We start from the raw sequence: 20320 nt of genomic DNA on the forward strand, positions 1-20320 counted from the left end.
GCCGCTGCGACGCCGCAAGCCCGCCTGCCGCCACCCCGAACAGCCGCTGCGGTGATGCGGAGTGCTCGCGATCCGGCGCCTGGCGGGGAGGCGCCGGGCGGGTGGTGGTGATGCGCCGTCCGGGGCTCGGTGCGGTGGCGGACGGGTTGAGTTCGCCTGTTGGAGATCGGCCGTGGCGGCAGGCGCGGTAGGTTCCGGGTGAGATCCGCAGGCGTCGATCGAGAGGGCGGGCTCCGAGGTGGCCACCGCGGCAGCGGAGAACGAGCAGGAACTGCGCTTGGCGCTGGCCATGCGCGGCGGCGCGAGCATGGCCGTGTGGATCGGCGGCGCGGTCGCCGAGATCAACCGGCTCCGCGAGGCGGTGGCGGATTCGCGGGCGCCGGCGGACGACGATTCGACGGGCACCCATCCGTGGGCGTCGCTGGCGAAGCTGTCCGGCTACGACGCGGTCGCGGTCGACGTGCTCGCCGGGGCCTCGGCCGGCGGCCTCAACGCGACGTTGCTGTCCGCGACGCTGGTCTACGGGATGCCCTTCGACCGGATGCGCGAGGTGTGGGTGCGGTTGGGGGACGTGGAGGCCATGTCCCGGCCGGTGCCGAAGTTCTGGCAGCACCGCCCGCCGTCGCTGCTGGAGGGCGACCGCTACTTCCGCGCCGAGCTCGCCGACGTCATCACCGACAACGTGCCCGCGGCGGCGGAGCACCCCGGCCACCGCGCCGACCTGCTGCTGACCGCCACCCTGCTGGACCCGATCCTGGAGCGGCGCTTCGACGGCCGGTCCGGGCCGATGCTGCAGGAGCGGCGCACCGCGTCGTTCCGGTTCCGGCACCAGGGCAGGGCGGGCGATCCGCTGTCGGACTTCGGCGCGGGCGACGACTTCGCGCCCACCGTGCTGCGGCTCGCCCACGCCGCCCGCTCGACGTCGTCGTTCCCGTTCGCCTTCGAGCCCGCGCAGGTGCGCTCGTCGCTCGGCGAACCGCCGGACGGCGAGCCGAACATGATCGGGCTGTTCTCCGAAACGGTCGCCGATCCACTGCTCCCGCCGTTCCGGGTGATCGACGGCGGCGTGCTGGACAACATCCCGGTGACCGCGGCGATCGATGCGATCTCGGCCGCGCCGGCGGACCGGCCGACGCACCGGTGGCTGCTCTACCTGAACCCGGATCCCGTTGCCTCGCACGGACAACGCCGCGAGCCCGGGTTCGCCGTGCCGGTGACCGCGACGGCCCTGCGTGCCCGGCTGTCCCAGGAATCGCTGCTCGCCGACCTCGACGCACTGGACGAGCACAACCGGCTGGTCGCGCGAACCGCCTTGCGCCGCAAGGCTTTGTACGCGCCGCTGCGGGTGGCGCCGGATGCCGAGCGGGCGGCGGTGCTGGCGCAGCAGGTCGACGCGGTCCTGCCCGATCACGCGGTGGTTCGCGCGGAGCTGGACGCCCAGGCGGTGTACCGGCTGCTCACGGAGCCCGCGGGCATCGAGGACGGCAAGCTGCTGCCGCCGGTCGTCGGAGATCCGCTGGCGGAGTGGTCGGCGCAGGCGAGAACGCAGCTCGCGCACCGGTTGTCCGCCGGGCTCGGCAGCGACGCCACCACGCGCGTCTTCGACGATGCGCGCGGCCTGCTCACCGCGGTGCAGGAATGCCTCGGCTGGGCCTGGGACATCGAGCGCTGGGCACCGGAGAGCCGCGAGATCGGGCGCTGCAAGTCCGTGCTTTACCGGCTGCGGAGTTTCGGCGAGGTGCTGGAGGGGCACGCCGACCAGTACTGGATCAACGGCGCGAAGCTGGAACCGATCGTCGAGACGACCGAGCTCGACGAGTGGGTGCGGCGCGTGCAGCGCCGTCGCGCCAGGCTCCAGCACGCCTTGCCGTCCCCGATCCAGCCCCTGCTGGGCGAGGTGTTGCGCTCGATCGAGGCGGGCGAGGACTTCCACGACGATCTTGCCGAGTTGGCCCGCGAACTGATGTCCATTGTGGAATCTTCTGGTGCGGACGCGGTCCCGGACGCCGCCGGGGTGGACGCGGTCGCGGAGGCGCGCGCGGTGCTGCACCGGGTCGCCGACCGGCTGGCCGCGGCGGCCCCGCCCCGCGAGCGGATCGACGAGCCCCAGCAGCTCGGCTACGCGCTGCTGGAGCGCAGCGAGCGGCGAGCGGAGACGTTGCGGCAGCTGGTGGTGCTCACCGCGCCGCTGGACGTCGGGCGCGTCCCGGGATCGCGGATCAACCTGCTGCGAGTGGTCAGCGACGAGCAGAGCCCGCTGCCGTTCGACGCGCTGCGGCGCGGCGAGGACGTGCCGCTGCGGATCGCGGACAAGATCCGCGGCCTGGACGTGGGCAACTTCGGCGCGTTCCTGTCCGCGAAGTGGCGGGCGAACGACTGGATGTGGGGGCGGATGGACTCCGCCGCCGCGCTGGTCAGGTTGCTCGCCGACCCGACTCGGCTGGCCCGGCGCCACAGCAGCTCGGAGGAGCTCGGCGACGCGCTGCAGGCGATCGTCTCCCGCCCGACGGCGGCGGAGCTCGGGGAGCTCGACGAGGAGCAGGCCAAGCAGTGGCGCGGATTCCTCGCCGAGGTGTGGGCGCGCCACGCGGGCGAGGTGCGCGCCGAGCTCGACGCGCTGTTCGCCGCCCCGGACGACGAGCATTCGCTGACCGAGACCCAGCGGCTGCTCACCGAACGTCTGCAGTGGACGATCGCGGCGGAGGAGATCCCCTTCGTCCAAACCATTCCTTCCGGGGCCGACCCGGAAAGCGGTGGCGAGCCGCCGCTGCCCGCGCCCGCGCAGCTGTCCGGCCAGGTGGAGCGCTACGACGTCGGCCGCCAGCGGTTCGCCGACCTCGGCGAGCCGCGGGCGCTGTCGATGGCGACGCGCTTCGGGCTGCTCGCCTACCGGGCCGTCCGCCCCTCCGGGCGAGGCGTGCTGCCCTGGCTGGGGCGTCGGGCGATGACGCTGATCAAGCCGCTGCTGATGGCGGTCGTGTACGCCGTCGCAGCGCCGCGCCGCGCGGCGCTGCTGGGCTTCCTGGCGGCGAGCGCCGTGGCGTTCACCGGCGTCGGGATGGGGTCGCTGCCCGGGATGCAGATCTTGTCCTCCGACCAGCACGAGTCGGCGTTCGATAGCTCGTTCGTCGTATCGGACGGATCCTTCCCACCGGGTTCGGCGGAATCGCCGTTGCTCGCCGTGTCCGTGGCCTGCCCGGATTCCGGCACCGGCGTGGACATCGAGTGCGGGGACGGCTTCGGCTGGTTCGGCGGCGTGCCCGGGAACTGGCTCGTCGTGGCCGACTTCTCGGGCACGTCCTTCGGCCCTGGCGCGCTGCTGGCGATGCTGTTCGCCGCGGTCTTCGCCGTGTGGTCGGGGTGGCGCCTGGCGCACCGCTTCGGTCGCGGCTTGGCGCGCTGGCTGCCCGCGGTGTTCATCGCGGTGGTGCTGATGGCGGCAGAGTTCTGGCTGTTCACCACCGGATTCCGGCTCGGCCCGCTCGGGCTTGCGCTGGTCGCGGGGCTGCTCACCTGGCCGGCTGCGGTGGCCTACCGCACCGCCGCGCGCGTCGGTGCGTCGGTGCTGACGCTGCTGGTGTTCGTCGGCGTTCTGTGGTCGTACGAGCCGAATGCCTTCAGCGGCGGAGGCTGGATCGTCCTGGCGACGGGACTCACCGCCTACGCCCACATGATCCTGGTCGGCACCATCGACGTCCTCGCGCCGCGGCCCAGGCGGCGTGCCGGTTTCGCGCCGAAGGCACCGTCGCGGGCGAAGGCGCCCCGGGCCGAGGTTTCCGATCCGGCCTGAGCGGGGTCGGGTTTCAGGGCTTCCGGGTCGGGCGCGGGGCGTCGTGCTTCCCGCGGCGCTGACCGGGGACCCCGACGGGCTCCCAACCGCGGCGGGGCTGCGCCTCGGAATTCCGCACCATGCCGATGGTCTGGTACGTCCCGCCGCTGTCGCCGGTAGTGGACGAGCTTGCGGAGACGGGCCACGACGGTGAGGACGTGGGCAACATCTTCGGCGCCATCGACGCCCTGCGGATCCCCGTCGAGTACCTGGCGGAACTGTTCACCGCCGGCGACGTGCGGCCGGTGACCGAGTCGCTGCGCAAGCTGGGCGCGATGCGCTCGTACATGCGCGACATCAACCTCGGCCGCCCGCCGAACCTGGTCGCCCCGGAGGCCGCCGGGCTCGACGTCGAGCAGGTCCAGCGGATGTACCGGCTGCTCGCGCTGGCGAAGTACGAGGAGCGCTACGTGATCCCGCAGGCGCAGTACCTGAGCTATTGGTCCAGCGGGTTCGTGGCGTTCAGCGTCTACCTGCCCACCTACCTCAAGTCCGCCTACGACCTCAGCGCGAGCGACGCCTCGATGCGCACGGCGGGATTCATGGTGCTGGCCGTGGTGGCCCGGCCGATCGGCGGCTGGCTCTGCGACCGCGTGCACCCGGCCGACGTGCTCGGTACCGCCTGCTCGCTCGCCGTGGCGTTCGCGGTCCTGGCGTCCTTCGAACTGCCGCTGGTCCCGTTCGGCACGATCGCCTTCCTCGGGCTCGCCGCGGTCCTCGGGGCCGGCGCGGTGACCGGCCTGGCGGGCGCCGCGGGCGGCCTGGGCGGATTCTTCCCGCCGCTGGTGATGGGCGCGATCTACGGCACGGCGGGCGACTACACCTGGGGCCTCGTGCTCCTGGCGCTGGCCGCGCTGGGGTGCGCGGCGCTGACGTTCGCGGTCGTCCGGCGGGAGGCCGCCCGGTGACCGGTCTGCGGATGCGCGGAACCGCTCGGACGGACATGATCTCCGGGAGACTCCACGGGGTAGCCTGATGGGGTAGGGGACAATACGCCGGAATCGGGCTCGCCCGGCTCCCGCGGTCCCCGTCATGGCAGCAATCCAACGGAGGTGTCAGCGGTGTCCAATCCGTTCACCGGCTCCGGCCGGTCGGCGCCGGGCACACCCAACCTGCCCACCCCGCCGAGCGGCTGGCCGATCGGTTCCTACGGCACCTACGAAGAGGCGCAGCGCGCCGTCGACCACCTGGCGGACAGCGACTTCCCGGTCCAGGAGGTGACCATCGTCGGCGTCGACCTGATGCTCGTCGAGCGCGTCACCGGGCGGCTGACCTGGGGTCGGGTGCTGGGCGGGGGCGCGGCCTCCGGAGCCTGGTTCGGCCTGTTCGTCGGCCTGATCCTGGGCCTGTTCACGCCGCAGGGCAGCTGGTTCGGCCCGGTGCTGGTCGGTCTGGGCGCGGGTATCGTGTTCGGCCTGGTCTCCGCGGCGGTCGGCTACGCCTCGACCCGCGGTCGCCGGGACTTCTCCTCGGCCAGCCAGCTGGTCGCGGGCCGCTACGACGTGCTGGCCCAGCCGCGCCACGCGGAACAGGGCCGGGACCTGCTCGCCAAACTCGCCATGCGCCCGCCGTCGGCGCAGTGATCGTGAGTGGCGCGGCGGCGCCGCTCACGACTTCCGGCGGACCCAGGACCCATGAGGGGCCTGGGTCCTGCTTTTTCGGAGACCTCCCTCTCCAGGGGGAGGCGGTTCGTTCCTCGGCGGGAAGATCGGCGAGGCGCGCGTCGCGAGCATTCGAGGCATGAAACGACAGACCACCGCAGCCCTGATCGCATGTGCGGGCGCTCTCGCGTACACCACCTCGAAAGTCGTTCTCGCGATTCGCGCGGAACTCGGCATCCACGGGTTCCCCGCCCCGCCGTCGTCGTACGTCGCTTGGCAACCCGAGCAGATCGCGCTTGCGCAGCTGGGCAATGCGGCCGTCGGCCTGGTCACCGCGATCTGCGCCTTGCTGCTTGCGTGGCGCACCCTCGCGAGGACCGCGGTAGTCCGTTGGATGCTCGTCGCGGTGTCGTGGCTCGGCGTTGCGGTGATGGCAGCGGGCGTGATCGGATTCTCGCTGCGCGCCTTCGGCATCGTGCCGGCCCTCGGGCCGCCCGCCGCCGGTTGGTCCACGTACGCGGCGCTCGCGGTCGGAGCGGTCTGGGTGGTCGCGTGGGCCATCGCGACCACCGGGTTCGCCAGGGCGCGATGGCTGCGCACCAGCGGTTGAGGCGGTGCTGGCAGCGTTCGGCCGTACGGCTGCCAACGATCATCGCAGTGGGATGCGGCCTTTGGTGCAGTGCCCCGACGTCCCTTTTCACCCACATTCACGTGTTTGCAACAAGGGGCACTCCGGCCTTGCCTTGACTGATCAAGACGCCTAGCTTGCCAACACCGGCTCACCGCCGGCGGTGGCAGGCGACGAAGCGTGGGCACCCCAGTGCTGGGTCGCGGCTGCGACCGGCAACTGGAAGGACCGACCGTGAGAGTTCGCCGCACCCGTGCAGCGGCAGTGCTGGGCGCGTCGCTGGTGTGCGCGTCCGCGCTGACCGCCTGCGCACCGGCCTCCGGCGCGAACACCGTGAACCTCTACAGCGCGCCAGAGGAGAACCTGCAGCAGAACGTGGACCGCTGCAACGCCGAGTCAGGCGGGCGGTACCAGATCGTCTACCACAAGCTGCCCCGCGACGCCGATGGCCAGCGCGAGCAGATGGTGCGCCGGCTGGCCGCCGGCGACACCGGCATGGACATCCTGTACCTGGACGTCTCCTGGACCGGCGAGTTCGCCGAGGCCAAGTGGATCCGGGAGTGGACCGGCCAGAACAAGGCCGAAGCCGAGCGCGACACGCTGCGGGGGCCGCTGGAGACGGCCACTTGGGAGGGGAAGCTCTACGCGGCGCCGAAGAACACCAACGTGCAGCTGCTCTGGTACCGCAAGGACCTGGTGCCCGAGCCGCCGAAGACGTGGGGCGAGATGATCTCGACCGCCCAGCGCCTCAAGCAGGAGGGCAAGCCGCACTGGATCTCGCTCACCGGCGCGCAGTACGAGGGCCTGTACGTGCACTTCAACACGCTCGTGCAGTCGGCGGGCGGACACATCATCTCCGACGACGGCAAGCGCGCCGTGATCGACGAGGGCGCGGTGCAGGCGTTGCAGGCGCTGCGCGACCTCGGCACGGCGGGCGTCACCAGCGCGTCGATGAACAACGCCAAGGAGGACGACGCCCGGCAGGAGTTCGAGACCGGCCAGGCCGCCTTCCAGCTGAACTGGCCGTTCGTCTACCCGTCGATGCAGGAGAAGAAGCCCGAGCTGGCGAGCAACGTCGGCTGGGCGCGACTGCCCGGCCTGCAGCCGGGGGTGCCGAGCAAGTCCACCATCGGCGGCGCCAACTACGCGGTCAGCAGCTTCTCGACCAAGCCGGACCTGGCCTTCGAGGCGACGAAGTGCCTGCGGAGCCCGGAAAGCCAGAAGTTCTCCGCGATCAACGACGGCGTGCCGCCCGCTCTCGAATCCGTCTACTCGGATCCCGAGGTGGCCGCCGAGTACCCGATGCGCGACACCATCCTGGAAGCGCTCAAGGATCCGGGCGTGCGAACGGTGACGCCGGCTTCGCAGAACGTCTCCACGGCGCTGTCCAACCTGCTCGCGCCGATCGGGGAGATCGACCCGCAGAGCACTGCGGAGCGGATGCGCACCGAGGTGCAGAACGCCTTGGATTCCAAGGGAGTGATGCCGTGATGGTGCAGGCGAAGGACGCCCTTCCCACCGCGAAGGCGATCAGCGAGGGCAAGAAAGCTGAACGCAAGCTCGGCTGGCTGCTGTGCGCCCCGGCCGCGCTGGTGATGATCGCCGTCACCGGCTGGCCGATCCTCTACGCGCTGTGGCTGTCGTTCCAGCGCTTCGACCTCAAGTACCCGGACCAGCGCGAGTTCGTCGGGCTGGACAACTACATCACGGTGCTCGGCAACGGCTACTGGTGGAGCGCGTTCTGGGTGACGATCCTGGTCACCGTCGTCTCGGTGGCGATCGAGTTCGCCCTCGGCATGGGGCTGGCGCTGGTCATGCACCGCGCGCTGGTCGGCCGCGGCCTGGTGCGCACCGTGACCCTCATCCCGTACGGCATCGTCACCGTCGTCGCGGCCTTCAGCTGGCGCTACGCGTGGACGCCCGACACCGGCTACCTGGCCAACGCGATCACGCCGGGCGGCGCGCCGCTGACCGAGCACGCCAGCGCGCTGGCCATCGTGATCCTGGCGGAGATCTGGAAGACCACGCCGTTCATGGCGCTGCTGCTGATGGCAGGTCTGGCGCTGGTGCCCGACGACCTGCTCAAGGCGGCGGCGATGGACGGCGCCGGGCCGTGGCAGCGGTTCGTGAAGGTGATGCTGCCGGTGATGAAGCCGGCCATCCTGGTCGCGCTGCTGTTCCGCACCCTCGACGCATTCCGCGTCTTCGACAACATCGTGGTGCTCACCTCCGGCGCGCAAGGCACCTCGTCGGTGTCCGTGCTCGCCTACAACAACCTGATCAAGGGCCTGAACCTGGGCATCGGCTCGACCATGTCGGTCCTGATCTTCATCGCGGTCGCGATCATCGCGTGGATGTTCGTGAAGCTCTTCGGCGCGGCCGCGCCCGGTAGCGACGACAAGGGGAGGCGCTGATGGCCGGCGTCGGCGGGGCCGAGACCCCCGCGCGGAAGACCAAGTGGGCGCTGCTCAACATCATCGTGCTGGTGTACGCGCTGGTGCCGGTGCTGTGGATCCTGTCGCTGTCGTTCAAGACGCCGGCAACGCTCTCCGACGGCAACCTGATCCCGCGCGAATGGACCCTGGAGAACTACGCGGCGATCTTCGCCACCACCGAGTTCACCCGCGCGCTGCTGAACTCGATCGGCATCGCGCTGATCGCGACCGCCATCGCCGTGGTGCTGGGCACCATGGCCGCCTACGCGATCGCCCGGCTGGACTTCCCCGGCAAGCGGGTGCTGGTCGGCGCCTCGCTGCTGATCGCGATGTTCCCGCAGGTGTCGCTGGTGTCGCCGCTGTTCGAGATCGAGCGGGCGCTGGGCCTGTTCGACACCTGGCCGGGGCTGATCCTGCCGTACATCACCTTCTCGCTGCCGCTGGCCATCTACACGCTGTCGGCGTTCTTCCGGGAGATCCCGTGGGAGCTGGAGAAGGCGGCCAAGATGGACGGCGCCACGCCGGGGCAGGCCTTCGCGAAGGTGATCGCGCCGCTGGCCGCGCCGGGGGTGTTCACCACCGCCATCCTGGTGTTCATCTTCTGCTGGAACGACTTCCTGTTCGCGATCTCGCTGACCTCGACGGAGAACTCCCGCACCGCGCCGGTGGCGCTGCAGTTCTTCACGGGCGACTCGCAGTTCGAGGACCCGACGGGGTCGATCTCCGCGGCCGCGGTGGTGATCACCATTCCGATCATCGTGTTCGTGCTGTTCTTCCAGCGTCGCATCGTGTCCGGACTGACCTCCGGCGCAGTGAAGGGGTAACCAAGTGGCCGAGATCGTGCTGGACAAGGTGACCAAGCGCTACCCGGACGGGGCGCTGGCGGTCAACGAGGTGAACCTGGAGATCGCGGACGGCGAGTTCGTGATCCTGGTCGGCCCCTCCGGCTGCGGGAAGTCCACCACGCTGAACATGATCGCGGGGCTGGAGGACATCAGCGGCGGCGAACTGCGCATCGGCGGGGAGCGGATGAACGAACGCGCGCCCAAGGACCGCGACATCGCCATGGTGTTCCAGTCCTACGCGCTGTACCCGCACATGACGGTGTTCGAGAACATGGCGTTCCCGCTGCGGCTGGCCAAGGTGGATTCGGCGACGGTGCGGCAGAAGGTCGAGGAGGCGGCCAAGATCCTCGACCTCGCCAAGCACCTGGACCGCAGGCCCGCGAACCTCTCCGGCGGGCAGCGGCAGCGGGTGGCGATGGGGCGGGCGATCGTGCGCAGCCCCAAGGCGTTCCTGATGGACGAGCCGCTGTCCAATTTGGACGCGAAGCTGCGGGTGCAGATGCGGACCTCGGTGTCGAAGCTGCAGAAGCGGCTGGGCACCACGACGGTCTACGTCACGCACGACCAGACCGAGGCGATGACCCTCGGCGACCGGGTCGTGGTCCTGCGCGGCGGTGTGGTGCAGCAGGTCGGCGCGCCGCAACACCTCTACGAGCACCCGGCGAACCTGTTCGTCGCGGGCTTCATCGGCTCGCCCGCGATGAACTTCGTGCCGGTCGAGGTGGCCGACGGCGCGCTGCGCGGCCCGCTGGGCGACATCCCGCTGAGCGACCGGATCCGCACCGCGCTGGAGTCCGCGGACGCGCCGCGCGAACTGGTGCTGGGCATCCGCCCGGAGCACTTCGAGGACGCGGCGCTGCTCGACGACTCGGCCCGCGCGGCGGGCGGGACGTTCACCGGCGAGGTGGACGTGGTGGAGGAGATGGGCTCGGACAAGTACGTGTACTTCACCCTCCACGGTGGGCGGGCGAGCACGGCGGAGCTGGACGAGCTGGCGGCCGACAGCGGCAGCGCCGAGGTGCCCACGGACGAGGGCCAGGTGGTCACCCGCCTCTCGGTCGAATCGGCGGCGAGGGAGAGCCGGCCCCTGACGGTCTGGTTCGACCCGGACAAGATCCACCTCTTCGACCCGGCCACGGGCCGAACCCTCACCTGAGCAACCCCACCGAGATCCGATCGAGGTGAGGGGCACCCATGCCCGAGCAACCGGGCACGGGTGCCCCACCCACGGCCAAGAGCGGATTTCAAACCAGAGCAAGGTGACCCCGTCGACCAACTCCACCACCCGATGGGTTGGGTTCGTCCGCAATTTCAATGGAAATCGGACCTTCGATTTCAATGGAAATTGCGGGCACGCGAACGCCGGTGGGGGGTCAGGGGCGGCCTAGCTCTTGGGTCCAGTAGTGGCGGTAGTGGCTGTGCCCGGTCGACGTGTGGCCCACGCCGAGGTCGGTGAAGGCGCAGTCGAGGATGTTGTCCCGGTGCGGGACCGCGTCCATCCACTGGCGGAAGGTGCCGTCGGCGGTCTCGCGGCCGGCCGCGATGTTCTCGCCGACATAGCCGCCCGGGAATCCCTCGGACCGGGTGCGTTCCACCGGGCTGCGGCCGTCGCTTCCGGTGTGCCCGAAGAAGTTCCGGTGCGCCATGTCCGCGCTGTGCCCGGCGGCCGCCCGGCTCAGGTCGCCGTTCAGGCGCACCGGCGGGCATCCGGCCCGGGCCCGTTCGGCATTGGTGAGTTCGAGTATCCGCTGCTCCGGTGGCATCCGCTGGGCCGCCTGCAGCGGCGGCCCAGCGCAGAGCAGGAGAAGCGGGACGGCGGCCCCGCACGACAACAACCGTTCGACCAGCGACATCTGCGATCACTCCCAGCATCGCGACGATGGGTGGGAGTGTTGTAACCGCGGCACGACGATGCCGCCGGATCATTTCGCCGAATCCGGCTACCGGCCGGGCGTGCCGGATTCAGTCCATAGTGGACGTCCGGGTGCGGAGCGTTAGAGCTGGCTCGCGATGAGCACGAACAGGGTGACGATCCACCCCATGATCAGGGCGACCAGGAGGGTGAGCTTGTTGGCGGCCAAGCGAGTCATGGCGGTGCCTCCCAACGTGAAAGAAACGAAGATCTGACGGAGATTCGTTTTTCACGATGTGGCCCGCGGTGGTCCCGGCAGGCGTCAGCGCGCGACGGCGCGCGGCGCGGCGGGAACCGCGTCCCACATCGCGCCGGGTTTTCGCTGCACCCAAGCAGTGTGCCGGAACAACTTCTCGGCGATCTCCCGACGCGTCACGGGATTTCGTCGGGGGACCGGGCCGGTGAGGAGCCGATGCCGGACCCGCCCCTGGTGCTGCGGAAGACGGTGCATGACAACCTCCTCACGCGCTCGCGCCGACCGATGAGAACGGACGGTGGTGAAAGACAAGCGGAACGGCGTCCAGTCGGCGATGACGGGACGCGAAGTGACCCCGCACGGCATATCGCCGACGGCGCGGAATTCGTTACGAAGTGCGATCACAGCCACTTGTTCCGCCGGAAGATCTTGAAGAGGACCATGCAGGCGCCGAGCATCACCATGAGGGCCAGGGGGTACCCGAAGGTCCAATTCGTCTCGGGCATGAAGTCGAAGTTCATGCCGTAGATCCCGGCGATCATGGTCGGCGTCGAGACGATCGCGACCCACGCCGAGATCTTGCGCATGTCGGTGTTCTGCTGGAGCGTGATCTTGGCCAGCGTCGCGTCCACCAGGGTGGTCAGCAGCTCGTCGAAGGCCCCCACCATTTCGGACACCCTCGCCAGGTGGTCCTCGACGTTGCGGAAGTAGGACCGCACCTCGTCGGCGACCATCGGCGTGTAGCCCTCGGCGAGCCGCTGCATCGGCTTGGTCAGCGGCTGCACCGCGCGGCGCAGCTCCATGACTTCGCGCTTCATCAGGTAGATGTGTTCGGCGTCGATCTTGGTGCCCGGCTCGAAGACCTCGGCCTCGATCTCGTCGATGTCGTCCTGGATGGCCTCGGTGACCTCCAGGTACGTGTCCACCACGTGGTCGGCGACGCCATGCAGCACCGCCGACGGGCCCAGCGCGAGCTGCTCCGGGTCGGCCTCCAGCTGGCTGCGCACCTCGGCCAGCCCCGCGTGCTTGCCGTGCCGCACCGTGATGACGAAGTCGCGGCCGAGGAACACCATCAGCTCGCCGGTGTCGACGATCTCGCTGGTCGCCGACCGCGTCTCGGTGTCGGTGTAGCGGACCGTCTTCAGCACCATGAACAGCGTGTTGTCGTAGCGCTCCAGCTTCGGGCGCTGGTGCGCGTGCACGGCGTCCTCGACGGCCAGCTCGTGCAGGCCGAAGGTTTCGGCGATGCCGTTGATCTGCTCTTCGGTGGGCTCGTGCAGCCCGATCCAGACGAAGCCGGAACCGCGCCGCCGCACCTCCTCGATGGCGTCGGAGTGGTTCCACGAACCTTCGACGCGGCGCCCGTCGTCGTAGATCGCGCAGTCGACGACGTACGCGGAGACGGGGGCGGCGCTGCGGATGAGCGGCTGGGGCGCGCGGTTGTTGCGGTTGCGCAGGCCGAGCGAGGGCAGGTTGGGCACGGCGACCTCCAAGGTCCGGGCGCAGCTCCCCGGCGGACGGGGATCCGGGTGAGAGCTGCGTGGGTGGCGTGCTTCGCGGGCTCCGCCCGCTGCTCGCGCATCCCTGCCGGCCCTGATGGGCGAAGGCCTAGCGGCTGGCCCTTCCGGCGGGGATGCTGTTGGTACTGCACGGAAGCGCGCTATCGGCACTGCTGTCCACGATCCCTCACCTCCAGAAGGTCATCCACCGATGCGGTGGTCTCGAGTCAGCCAACCCGACACGATACTCCGTCCGAGTGGACCGATGGCAACGGCTCGCATTCGAGGTCACAACCCGCCGGAACCGCAACGCATGAAACGGGTGAATTGGGCGGATTGAGTGAATCGCATCCGGACCCGTGTTCGACTCGAACCGCGCCTCTCGGCGGGGCGTGACGGGACCGCGACGGCGTTCCCCGGTCGTATTTCAGCCGTCACTCGTTGCGGGGTAAACTATTCCAAGAGCGCAGGATCTCGGCGAGGTCTTCGGTCAGTGCTCCGTCGCGGTCCAGTGTGGCGAAAGTCGCACTGTCCGCCCAGATCGCATCGGCGGCGTCGTCACCAGCGGAAAGTTCCTGTTCATTACTCCAGCAGGAGTAATCCAGGATCTCGTAGGTGCCGCGCGCCGCGGGCCGGAAGATTCGGCCGACGAGCTCACCGACGGTGACGGAGAGTCCCGTTTCTTCGCGGACTTCGCGCTGTACCGCCGAATGGTCGGTCTCGCCGGGCTCGACTCGGCCACCCGGTAGGGACCACTTCCCCTTGCCGGGCTCATGTGCACGTTTGACCAGCAGCAACCGGCCGTCGGGGTGGTGAATTATCGCGCCGACGCAGCGGATCACAGGATTCTCCGATACGATCATCGCCACGGAGGGTAGTTGATCCGGGGCTGCCCGGAAACGACTGACCCAAGTGCGGTACAAAGCTGCCGTAAAGCGGCGGAGTGCGGTACAACGGATCAGCAGGCGCCTGCGCTACTCAAGGGCATTTCGGACGGGGTGCGTCACAGTGAACATGAAGAAAATCCTCACGTGGGCCGGAGTTGCTTTCCTCCTGTTCTTCCTGTTTTCCGCGCCAGTGGAAGCCAGCGGTGTCATCAACGGCATCCTGGGCAGTCTCCGGGGAGCAGCTGAGGCCGTCATCACCTTCATGCAGAACCTCTTCCAGTAAAGCGCGAGCCGCGGGAGGCGGGTGCCGTGTTCGCTCCTAGGGACCCCGACGAATACCTGCTGGACAGTGAACGCCGAGTGATCCGCGTTCGGCGTCACTGGGCGGTCCTGGTGTGGGACCTCTTCGAGGCGGCCGGCTTGCTGGTTGGTCTGGTGATGGTGTCCTACCTGGTGCCCGAGGGCAGCGGTGGGCTGGTCCAGAACATCCTCTGGTACGCGGGGTTGATCATCCTGATCCGCTTCGCGTACCAGGTGCTGGACTGGTACGTGGAACGCATCGTCGTGACCGACAAGCGGTTCCTGATCACCACCGGCATCTTCACCACCAACGTGGCGATGATGCCGATCACCAAGGTCACGGACCTGACGTTCGCTCGCACGCTGATGGGCCGCCTCTTCGGGTACGGCACTCTCGTGGTCGAGTCGGCCGGTCAGATCCAGGCCCTGAACCGCATCGACTACGTGCCGAACCCGACCGAGGTCGAGGACGCGATCTCGGCGCTCGTCTTCGGTGACAAGAAGGGCCAGCAGCAGGACCGCTTCTCCATGCTCAAGGCGCGGCGCGCCGCGGTGGGCAAGCGGAAAGCGGCGAAGCTCTGACCCATCCGGTCGGCCCGGCGCGGCGGCGCCCGGGTCGGCCGGATGGGTGTTGGTTCGGCCCGCGGTCGGACCATCGGTCACACTGGTGGGTGTGCGAATCGACCTGCACACGCATTCCACCGAATCCGACGGGACCGATGCACCGGCAGAGCTGGTGGCGACAGCGCTCGCCGCCGGCCTGGACGCGATCGCGATCACCGACCACGACACCACCGCGGGATGGGCGGCGGCCGAGCGGGCCGTGCGCGATCTCGCGGAGCCCGGCCGGTTCCGGCTGGTGCCGGGTGCCGAGCTGTCGTGCTCGTGTCCGGGCGAGGACGGTCGGAACATCACCGTGCACCTGCTGGCGTACCTGTTCGACCCGAACTCCACCGCGCTCGTGCGGGAGCAGTCGCGGCTGCGCGCCGAGCGCCGTGAGCGGCTCTACCAGATGGCGCAGCACATGGCCGCCGACGGTTTCCCGGTCGACCCGGACGAGCTCATGGCCGGCCTGCCGCCCGACTCGCCTGGAGGCCGGCCGCACCTGGCCCGCGCGCTCGTCAACGCCGGGACGGTCGCCAGCGTCGACGAGGCCTTCGCCAAGTACCTCGGCGGCCGCGGCAGCTACTACCTCCCGCGCACCGACACGCCCGTGCACCGCGCGATCGAGATGATCTCCGAGGCCGGCGGCGCGACGGTGCTGGCGCACCCCTTCGCGACCGCGCGGGGGCCGATCGTGACCGCCGACATCGTGGCCGAGCTCGCCGGGCGCGGGCTCGCCGGGATCGAGATCGACCACCCCGACCACGACGCCGAGACCCGGGCGCGGCTGCGCGGGCTGGCCGCCGAGCTGGACCTGATCCCCACCGGCAGCAGCGACTACCACGGCACCAACAAGACGATCCGGATCGGCCAGGAGACGACTTCGCCCGACTCGTTGGATCGGCTGGTGGAGCGGTGCAGCGGCAGCAAGGTCATCGGCTGATCGTGGCGGAACGGCCGGGTAGCGGGAAAACTGCGTACTGTGGGGGCGTGCAGGGGCAGCTCGGTCTAGAAGGAATTCCCAGCAAGCTGGTGCGGGTCACGCCGGCCAGGCTCGCGACCTGGGCGAAGTGCCCCCGGAAGTACCGCATGACGTACCTGGACCGGCCGGCGCCGTCGCGCTCCGGTGCTTGGGCGAACGCCACGCTGGGCGCCGTCGTGCACAACGCTCTGCGCGCGTACTTCGAGCTGCGAGCGGATCAGCGCAGCCCGGAGCGCGCCGCCACGTTGGTGCGCGAGTACTGGAAGTCCGACGGTTTCGCGAGCCCGGAGCAGGCGGGCGACTACCGGCGCCGGGCGCAGGAGTGGGTCGGCTCGTACGTCGAGCAGCTGGCGCCCGACGTCGCGCCGCTCGCGGTGGAGCGTTGGGTGTCCGCGCCGATGGGGTCGATCATCGCCGAGGGCCGGGTGGACCGGATCGACGACCGGCACGGCGAACTCGTCGTCGTCGACTACAAGACCGGCCGGCACGGACTGCGCGTCGACGATGCGCGGCAGTCGCTGGCGCTCGGGCTGTACGCGTTGGCAGCGCGCAAGACCCTGCGCCGGCCGTGCCGGCGGGTCGAGCTGCACCACTTGCCGACCGGGACCGTCGCGGGTTGGGATCACACCGCGGAATCGCTCGCCGCGCTGCAGGATCGCGCCGAGCAGCTCGCCGGAGAACTCCAGGCCGCGACGGACGCGTTCGAGCTCGGTGCCGATCCGCAGGCGATGTTCCCGGTGCGAACCGGACCGCACTGCTCGTGGTGCGACTTCCGGGCGCATTGCGAGGAGGGCCGGCAGGCTGCGCCGAGCCTGCCGCCGTGGGCCTTGCTGGGGGATTGACGAGCATGCGACCTGAGGACGGGCCGATGCGCACCCCTGCTTCGCAACGACCGCGGCCGCCCCGAACGCGGCGCCTGCCGGGATCCGACGAGCTGCCGCCGCAGCGGCCGCGCGGTCGGCATTCGCTGAGCCGGCCGACGCCGCCCAGCCGGGCCGGTTCCGCGCTCCGCGGCCTCACCGGCGCGTTGGCGGCCGGCTTCCTGCTGCTCGCACTCGTGCTGGTGGTGGTGCAGTTCTGGGCGACGAACCAGGGGCAGGAAGGCCCCGGGCTGGCCGCGGTGATCGCTCAACTGGTGGCGTCGCTGATCGCCCTGGTGCTGCAGGCGATCGCGGACCGGCGCAACGACGCGCGCGGCGGCTTGGCTGCCTGCGGCGTCCTCGTGGTCGTGTTCGGCTCGTTGTGGTTCTGGTGGTGGGCCTGACGGGCGTCCGTGTTTCCGTTGAGGGACAAGGACTTTTCGCGCCGCCGGTTCAGCGCAGGGCGACGAGCGTGTCGCCGCGCTGTTCCAGGAGAACCGGGCCTACCGCGTTGAGCTGGACCGGGCCGGTGTACCCGGCGCGGTCCACCGGGATCACCCGCTCCCGGGTGCCGGTCGGTGCGTCCAGGACCGCCAGGCCCTCGGTCACCGGTACCAGCAGCTTCCCGCCGAATCCGACGCCCGGGCCGAGCGTATCCGGCACAGTCCACAGTGGAGCGAGGGTTTCCGGGTCCAGCGCGACCGTGTCGGTGCCGGTGTGCCAGTAGATCCGGCGGCCCTTCGAGGTCGACTCGACCAGCACGTTCGCCCGGAGGTCGGGAGTGCCGACGCGCACCGGGAAGGTGTTCTCCACCGCGCCGTCGTTGTTGTAGACCACGGCCTCGGAACGGTCCCGGAGGACCACCGCGACGTGCTTGTCGTTGACCGCGATGACCCCCGCCGACTCGCTGCCGAGGACGACGCTGAAGATCTCCTCCGGCTTCTCGTCGTCCTCGGGGTGGGCCTTCAGGACCGTGATCCGGCCCTGCTCGCGGGGGCACGCCTCGACGGCCCCCACTCGCTCGCCGCCCACTCCGATGGAGGAGTAGGTGCAGTCCGGGCGCTTCATGTTGTTGTCCGGGTTCTTCACCGCGGGCGGCATGCCGAACTGCTGGGTGCGCACCAGGTCCGAACGCCAGGACTCGAAGGAGCGCTGCCCGGTGGCCGTCACGTAGGTGCCGTCGCCGAGCAGCTGGGTGCCGAACTCGGCGTCGGCGTTGCGCTGCGGCCCGCGCACCCCGGTGGCCCCGCGCAGCGAGGTGACCTCGCTGCAGTTCTCGGACTTGTGGTAGACCGCGATCGCGCGGTTCCACTCCGCGCCGACCGTGCACAGCGGAATGTCGCGGGCGTAGCGCCAGGCGACCTGACCGGTCAGCGGGTCGTGGCCGCTCACCTCGTTGCCCGCCCCGGTGACCACTCCGGCCCCGGCGACGACCGGCACCGGAGTGACCGGGCTGGTCGCGCGCCACGCCTCGGACAGCGTCGCCGGCACGGCGGTGGCCGCGGGAAGTTCCGGAATCGGCTGGGCGGCGGGTTCGGACACGGTGGCGCGCGCATCGCTGTTGAACCAGATCACGACGCTACCGGCGAGCACGGCCACGACGATCAGCGCCACCACGGCGAGGTCGGTTCTCGTGCGCCGTTCCGGCCGGACCACAGTCACTCCTCGATCGCCTGGCTGTTCCTGCGCCGAGCTTAGAGCCTGTCGCCGGACTCGCCTTGCGTGGCGGTGCGGGTGGCGGTGCCCTTGCAGGAGTTGCGGACGCCGCCTGGAGTTCGACCCGCGAGCCTCCCGGCTCACGGGTCTCGCCTGCTGCTACTCGGCGCCGCCTTCGGCGTTGCCGCTGCGCGCCATGTCGCCGGCTTCGCCGGCCGGCTCGCCCGAGCGACGCCTGCGCCGCCGACGGCGCGGCCGCTCACCGGCGTCGGCTTCGCCTCCTGCGGCGGGCGCTTCCGGCTGCTGCGCCGCGGTTTCGGCACCGCTGCGGGTACGCCGGCGCTGTCGGCGTCGGGCGGGCCGGGTCTCGGCATCGCTGTCCTGGCGGGCACCGCTCTCGGCTTCGCCCTGGTGCTGGTCCGCGCCGCCGCGGGTGCGCCGCCGGCTGCGGCGCGGCAGCTTGGCCTCGCCCTGCGTCTCGGGCTCGGCGTCCAGTCCGGCGCGGGTGCGCTTGGACAGCGGCAGGCGACCGGTGACGTCCGTCGGGATGTCGAGGTCGGTGAACAGGTGCGGCGAGGTCGAGTAGGTCTCGACCGGCTCGGGCTTGTCCAGGCCGAGCGTGTCGCTGATCATCTTCCAGCGGGGCTCTTCGTCCCAGTCGACGAGCGTGATCGCGACGCCTTCGCGACCGGCCCGGCCGGTGCGGCCGATGCGGTGCACGTAGGTCTTCTCGTCGTCCGGGCACTGCAGGTTGATCACGTGGGTCACGCCGGCGACGTCGATGCCGCGGGCCGCGACGTCGGTGGCCACCAGGATGTCGACCTTGCCGGACCGGAACGCTCGCAGCGCCTTCTCGCGCGCGGCCTGCCCGAGGTCGCCGTGCACCGCGCCGGCCGCGAAGCCGCGCTCGGTGAGCTCGTCGGCGAGCTTCTGTGCCGTCCGCTTGGTCCGGCTGAAGATCATCGCCAGGCCGCGGTCGGTGGACTGCAGGGCCTTCGCGATCAGTTCGCCCTTGTCCATGGCGTGCGCCCGGTAGATGAACTGCCGGGTGCGCTCGTGCACCGCGCTCTCGTCGGCCTGCTCGGCCCGGATGTGCGTGGGCTGCGCCATGAACGTGCGGGCCAGGGTCAGGATCGGGCCCGGCATGGTGGCCGAGAACAGCATCGTCTGCCGCTGCTCGGGAACCATGCGCAAGATGCGCTCGATGTCCGGCAGGAAGCCGAGGTCGAGCATCTCGTCGGCCTCGTCGAGCACCAGCCCGCGGACCTTGCCGAGCACCAGGTGGCGCTGTTCGGCCAGGTCGAGCAGGCGGCCCGGGGTGCCGATGACCACGTCGACGCCCTTGCGGAGCGCGGAGATCTGCTCCTCGTAGGGGCGGCCGCCGTAGACGGCGACGGTGCGCACGCCCAGGTGCTTGCTCGCGTCGGTGAGGTCGCGGGTGACCTGCAGGCACAGTTCGCGGGTCGGCACCACGACCAGCGCCTGCGGGGTGCCGTCGCCGGGCACCTGCAGGCGGTGCAGCAGCGGGACGCCGAAGCCGAGGGTCTTGCCGGTGCCGGTGCGGGCTTGACCGATCAGGTCCTCGCCCTGCATCGCCAGCGGCAGGGTCAGTTCCTGGATGGCGAAGGTGCGCTCGATGCCGGCTTCGTGCAGCGCGCGGACGATGTCCGGGTGCACGTCGAGCTCGGCGAAGGTCGGAGCGTCCGGGTTGCCGGCGGTGCCGGCCTTCAGGTGCGGCGCGTCCGCGGCTTCGGGGGCACCGGACTCGAGGTGCTCGAGCTGCGTGTCGTCCGCGGTGGTGGGGCTGCCGCCCCCATTGCGATCTTCGAGGCCGTCGGGGGCCTGGCTGTTGGTGAACGTCAGAATGATCGCCTCTCTCGGTACCTGCGCGCATGCGTCCCGGTTCGGGCCGATCCGTGGCGACGTCCTCCAGGCACGGCAGCTCGCTGCTCGCGGCCGCTCTTCGTGCTCGTGGTCACCGACGTGATGGTGCGCGCCCTTGTTCGCTCAGCGGCTGAGCCGCTGTTGGTTCGTTCTTCTCGGCGTCGCGTGCCCCAAGGCCGACGAGCGATTTCGCTCGGGCCGCG

Annotated in this window: 18 protein-coding genes and 1 pseudogene; 13 read left to right on the plus strand and 6 right to left on the minus strand. The window is 70.4% G+C overall.

Annotation, left to right across the window (positions count from 1 at the left end; translation table 11 throughout):
* Positions 1 to 238: 238 nt before the first annotated feature.
* The 8 genes and pseudogenes from AC07FN_RS02610 (at position 239) to AC07FN_RS02645 (ending at position 10494) form a co-directional block, all read left to right on the plus strand.
* Positions 239 to 3790 carry a patatin-like protein gene (locus AC07FN_RS02610; RefSeq protein ID WP_478394015.1) on the plus strand — a complete coding sequence of 1184 codons (3552 nt, stop codon included), beginning with the start codon at positions 239 to 241 and terminating at the stop codon, positions 3788 to 3790.
* A gap of 107 nt (positions 3791 to 3897) precedes the next feature.
* Positions 3898 to 4254, plus strand: a pseudogene (gene narY, locus AC07FN_RS02615) (nitrate reductase subunit beta); the annotation flags it as partial.
* 636 nt (positions 4255 to 4890) lie between these two features.
* Complete coding sequence (locus AC07FN_RS02620) at positions 4891 to 5412, plus strand: YflT domain-containing protein (RefSeq protein WP_478394016.1); 522 nt, start codon at positions 4891 to 4893, stop codon at positions 5410 to 5412.
* 157 nt (positions 5413 to 5569) lie between these two features.
* Positions 5570 to 6040, plus strand: coding sequence for a hypothetical protein (locus tag AC07FN_RS02625; protein WP_478394017.1), 471 nt, complete (start codon positions 5570 to 5572; stop codon positions 6038 to 6040).
* A 252-nt stretch (positions 6041 to 6292) separates the two neighbouring features.
* Positions 6293 to 7549: an ABC transporter substrate-binding protein gene (locus AC07FN_RS02630; protein WP_478394018.1), complete on the plus strand. Its 1257-nt coding sequence runs from the start codon at positions 6293 to 6295 to the stop codon at positions 7547 to 7549.
* Complete coding sequence (locus AC07FN_RS02635; protein WP_478394083.1) at positions 7549 to 8472, plus strand: carbohydrate ABC transporter permease; 924 nt, start codon at positions 7549 to 7551, stop codon at positions 8470 to 8472. The genes AC07FN_RS02630 and AC07FN_RS02635 overlap by 1 nt, the downstream gene beginning before the upstream one ends.
* Complete coding sequence (locus AC07FN_RS02640; RefSeq protein ID WP_478394019.1) at positions 8472 to 9317, plus strand: carbohydrate ABC transporter permease; 846 nt, start codon at positions 8472 to 8474, stop codon at positions 9315 to 9317. The genes AC07FN_RS02635 and AC07FN_RS02640 overlap by 1 nt, the downstream gene beginning before the upstream one ends.
* A gap of 4 nt (positions 9318 to 9321) precedes the next feature.
* Complete coding sequence (locus AC07FN_RS02645) at positions 9322 to 10494, plus strand: ABC transporter ATP-binding protein (protein WP_478394020.1); 1173 nt, start codon at positions 9322 to 9324, stop codon at positions 10492 to 10494.
* Between the two features lie 217 nt (positions 10495 to 10711).
* Here the strand turns inward: AC07FN_RS02645 and AC07FN_RS02650 are convergent, their stop codons facing one another.
* The 4 genes from AC07FN_RS02650 to AC07FN_RS02665 all read right to left on the minus strand — a co-directional run bounded on the left by AC07FN_RS02650 (position 10712) and on the right by AC07FN_RS02665 (position 13808).
* On the minus strand, positions 10712 to 11191 hold the full coding sequence (locus tag AC07FN_RS02650; RefSeq protein WP_478394021.1) for a CAP domain-containing protein: 480 nt from the start codon (positions 11189 to 11191) through the stop codon (positions 10712 to 10714).
* Positions 11192 to 11512: 321 nt separating this feature from the next.
* Positions 11513 to 11701: a hypothetical protein gene (locus AC07FN_RS02655; protein WP_132483224.1), complete on the minus strand. Its 189-nt coding sequence runs from the start codon at positions 11699 to 11701 to the stop codon at positions 11513 to 11515.
* Positions 11702 to 11847: 146 nt separating this feature from the next.
* Complete coding sequence (gene corA / locus AC07FN_RS02660) at positions 11848 to 12927, minus strand: magnesium/cobalt transporter CorA (RefSeq protein WP_358581903.1); 1080 nt, start codon at positions 12925 to 12927, stop codon at positions 11848 to 11850.
* 452 nt (positions 12928 to 13379) lie between these two features.
* Positions 13380 to 13808, minus strand: coding sequence for an NUDIX domain-containing protein (locus AC07FN_RS02665; protein WP_478394022.1), 429 nt, complete (start codon positions 13806 to 13808; stop codon positions 13380 to 13382).
* Between the two features lie 151 nt (positions 13809 to 13959).
* On the opposite strand from AC07FN_RS02665, the gene AC07FN_RS02670 reads away from it, so the two are divergent.
* The 5 genes from AC07FN_RS02670 (at position 13960) to AC07FN_RS02690 (ending at position 16981) form a co-directional block, all read left to right on the plus strand.
* Positions 13960 to 14115 (plus strand): hypothetical protein, encoded by a 156-nt coding sequence (locus AC07FN_RS02670; protein WP_177226290.1) that lies wholly within the window; start codon positions 13960 to 13962, stop codon positions 14113 to 14115.
* Between the two features lie 26 nt (positions 14116 to 14141).
* Complete coding sequence (locus AC07FN_RS02675) at positions 14142 to 14714, plus strand: PH domain-containing protein (protein ID WP_452614823.1); 573 nt, start codon at positions 14142 to 14144, stop codon at positions 14712 to 14714.
* Between the two features lie 82 nt (positions 14715 to 14796).
* Positions 14797 to 15678 carry a PHP domain-containing protein gene (locus tag AC07FN_RS02680; protein WP_478394084.1) on the plus strand — a complete coding sequence of 294 codons (882 nt, stop codon included), beginning with the start codon at positions 14797 to 14799 and terminating at the stop codon, positions 15676 to 15678.
* 47 nt (positions 15679 to 15725) lie between these two features.
* Positions 15726 to 16559 (plus strand): RecB family exonuclease, encoded by an 834-nt coding sequence (locus AC07FN_RS02685; RefSeq protein WP_478394023.1) that lies wholly within the window; start codon positions 15726 to 15728, stop codon positions 16557 to 16559.
* A gap of 26 nt (positions 16560 to 16585) precedes the next feature.
* Complete coding sequence (locus AC07FN_RS02690; protein ID WP_478394024.1) at positions 16586 to 16981, plus strand: hypothetical protein; 396 nt, start codon at positions 16586 to 16588, stop codon at positions 16979 to 16981.
* A 49-nt stretch (positions 16982 to 17030) separates the two neighbouring features.
* Here the strand turns inward: AC07FN_RS02690 and AC07FN_RS02695 are convergent, their stop codons facing one another.
* Together AC07FN_RS02695 and AC07FN_RS02700 are read right to left on the minus strand one after the other, a co-directional pair.
* Positions 17031 to 18233 (minus strand): Rv3212 family protein, encoded by a 1203-nt coding sequence (locus AC07FN_RS02695; protein WP_478394025.1) that lies wholly within the window; start codon positions 18231 to 18233, stop codon positions 17031 to 17033.
* Between the two features lie 159 nt (positions 18234 to 18392).
* A complete protein-coding gene (locus AC07FN_RS02700) occupies positions 18393 to 20147 on the minus strand; it encodes a DEAD/DEAH box helicase (protein ID WP_478394085.1) in 1755 nt (584 codons plus the stop codon).
* Between the last annotated feature and the right edge of the window lie 173 nt (positions 20148 to 20320).

The organism is Saccharopolyspora sp. NPDC045941 (genome assembly GCF_056431445.1).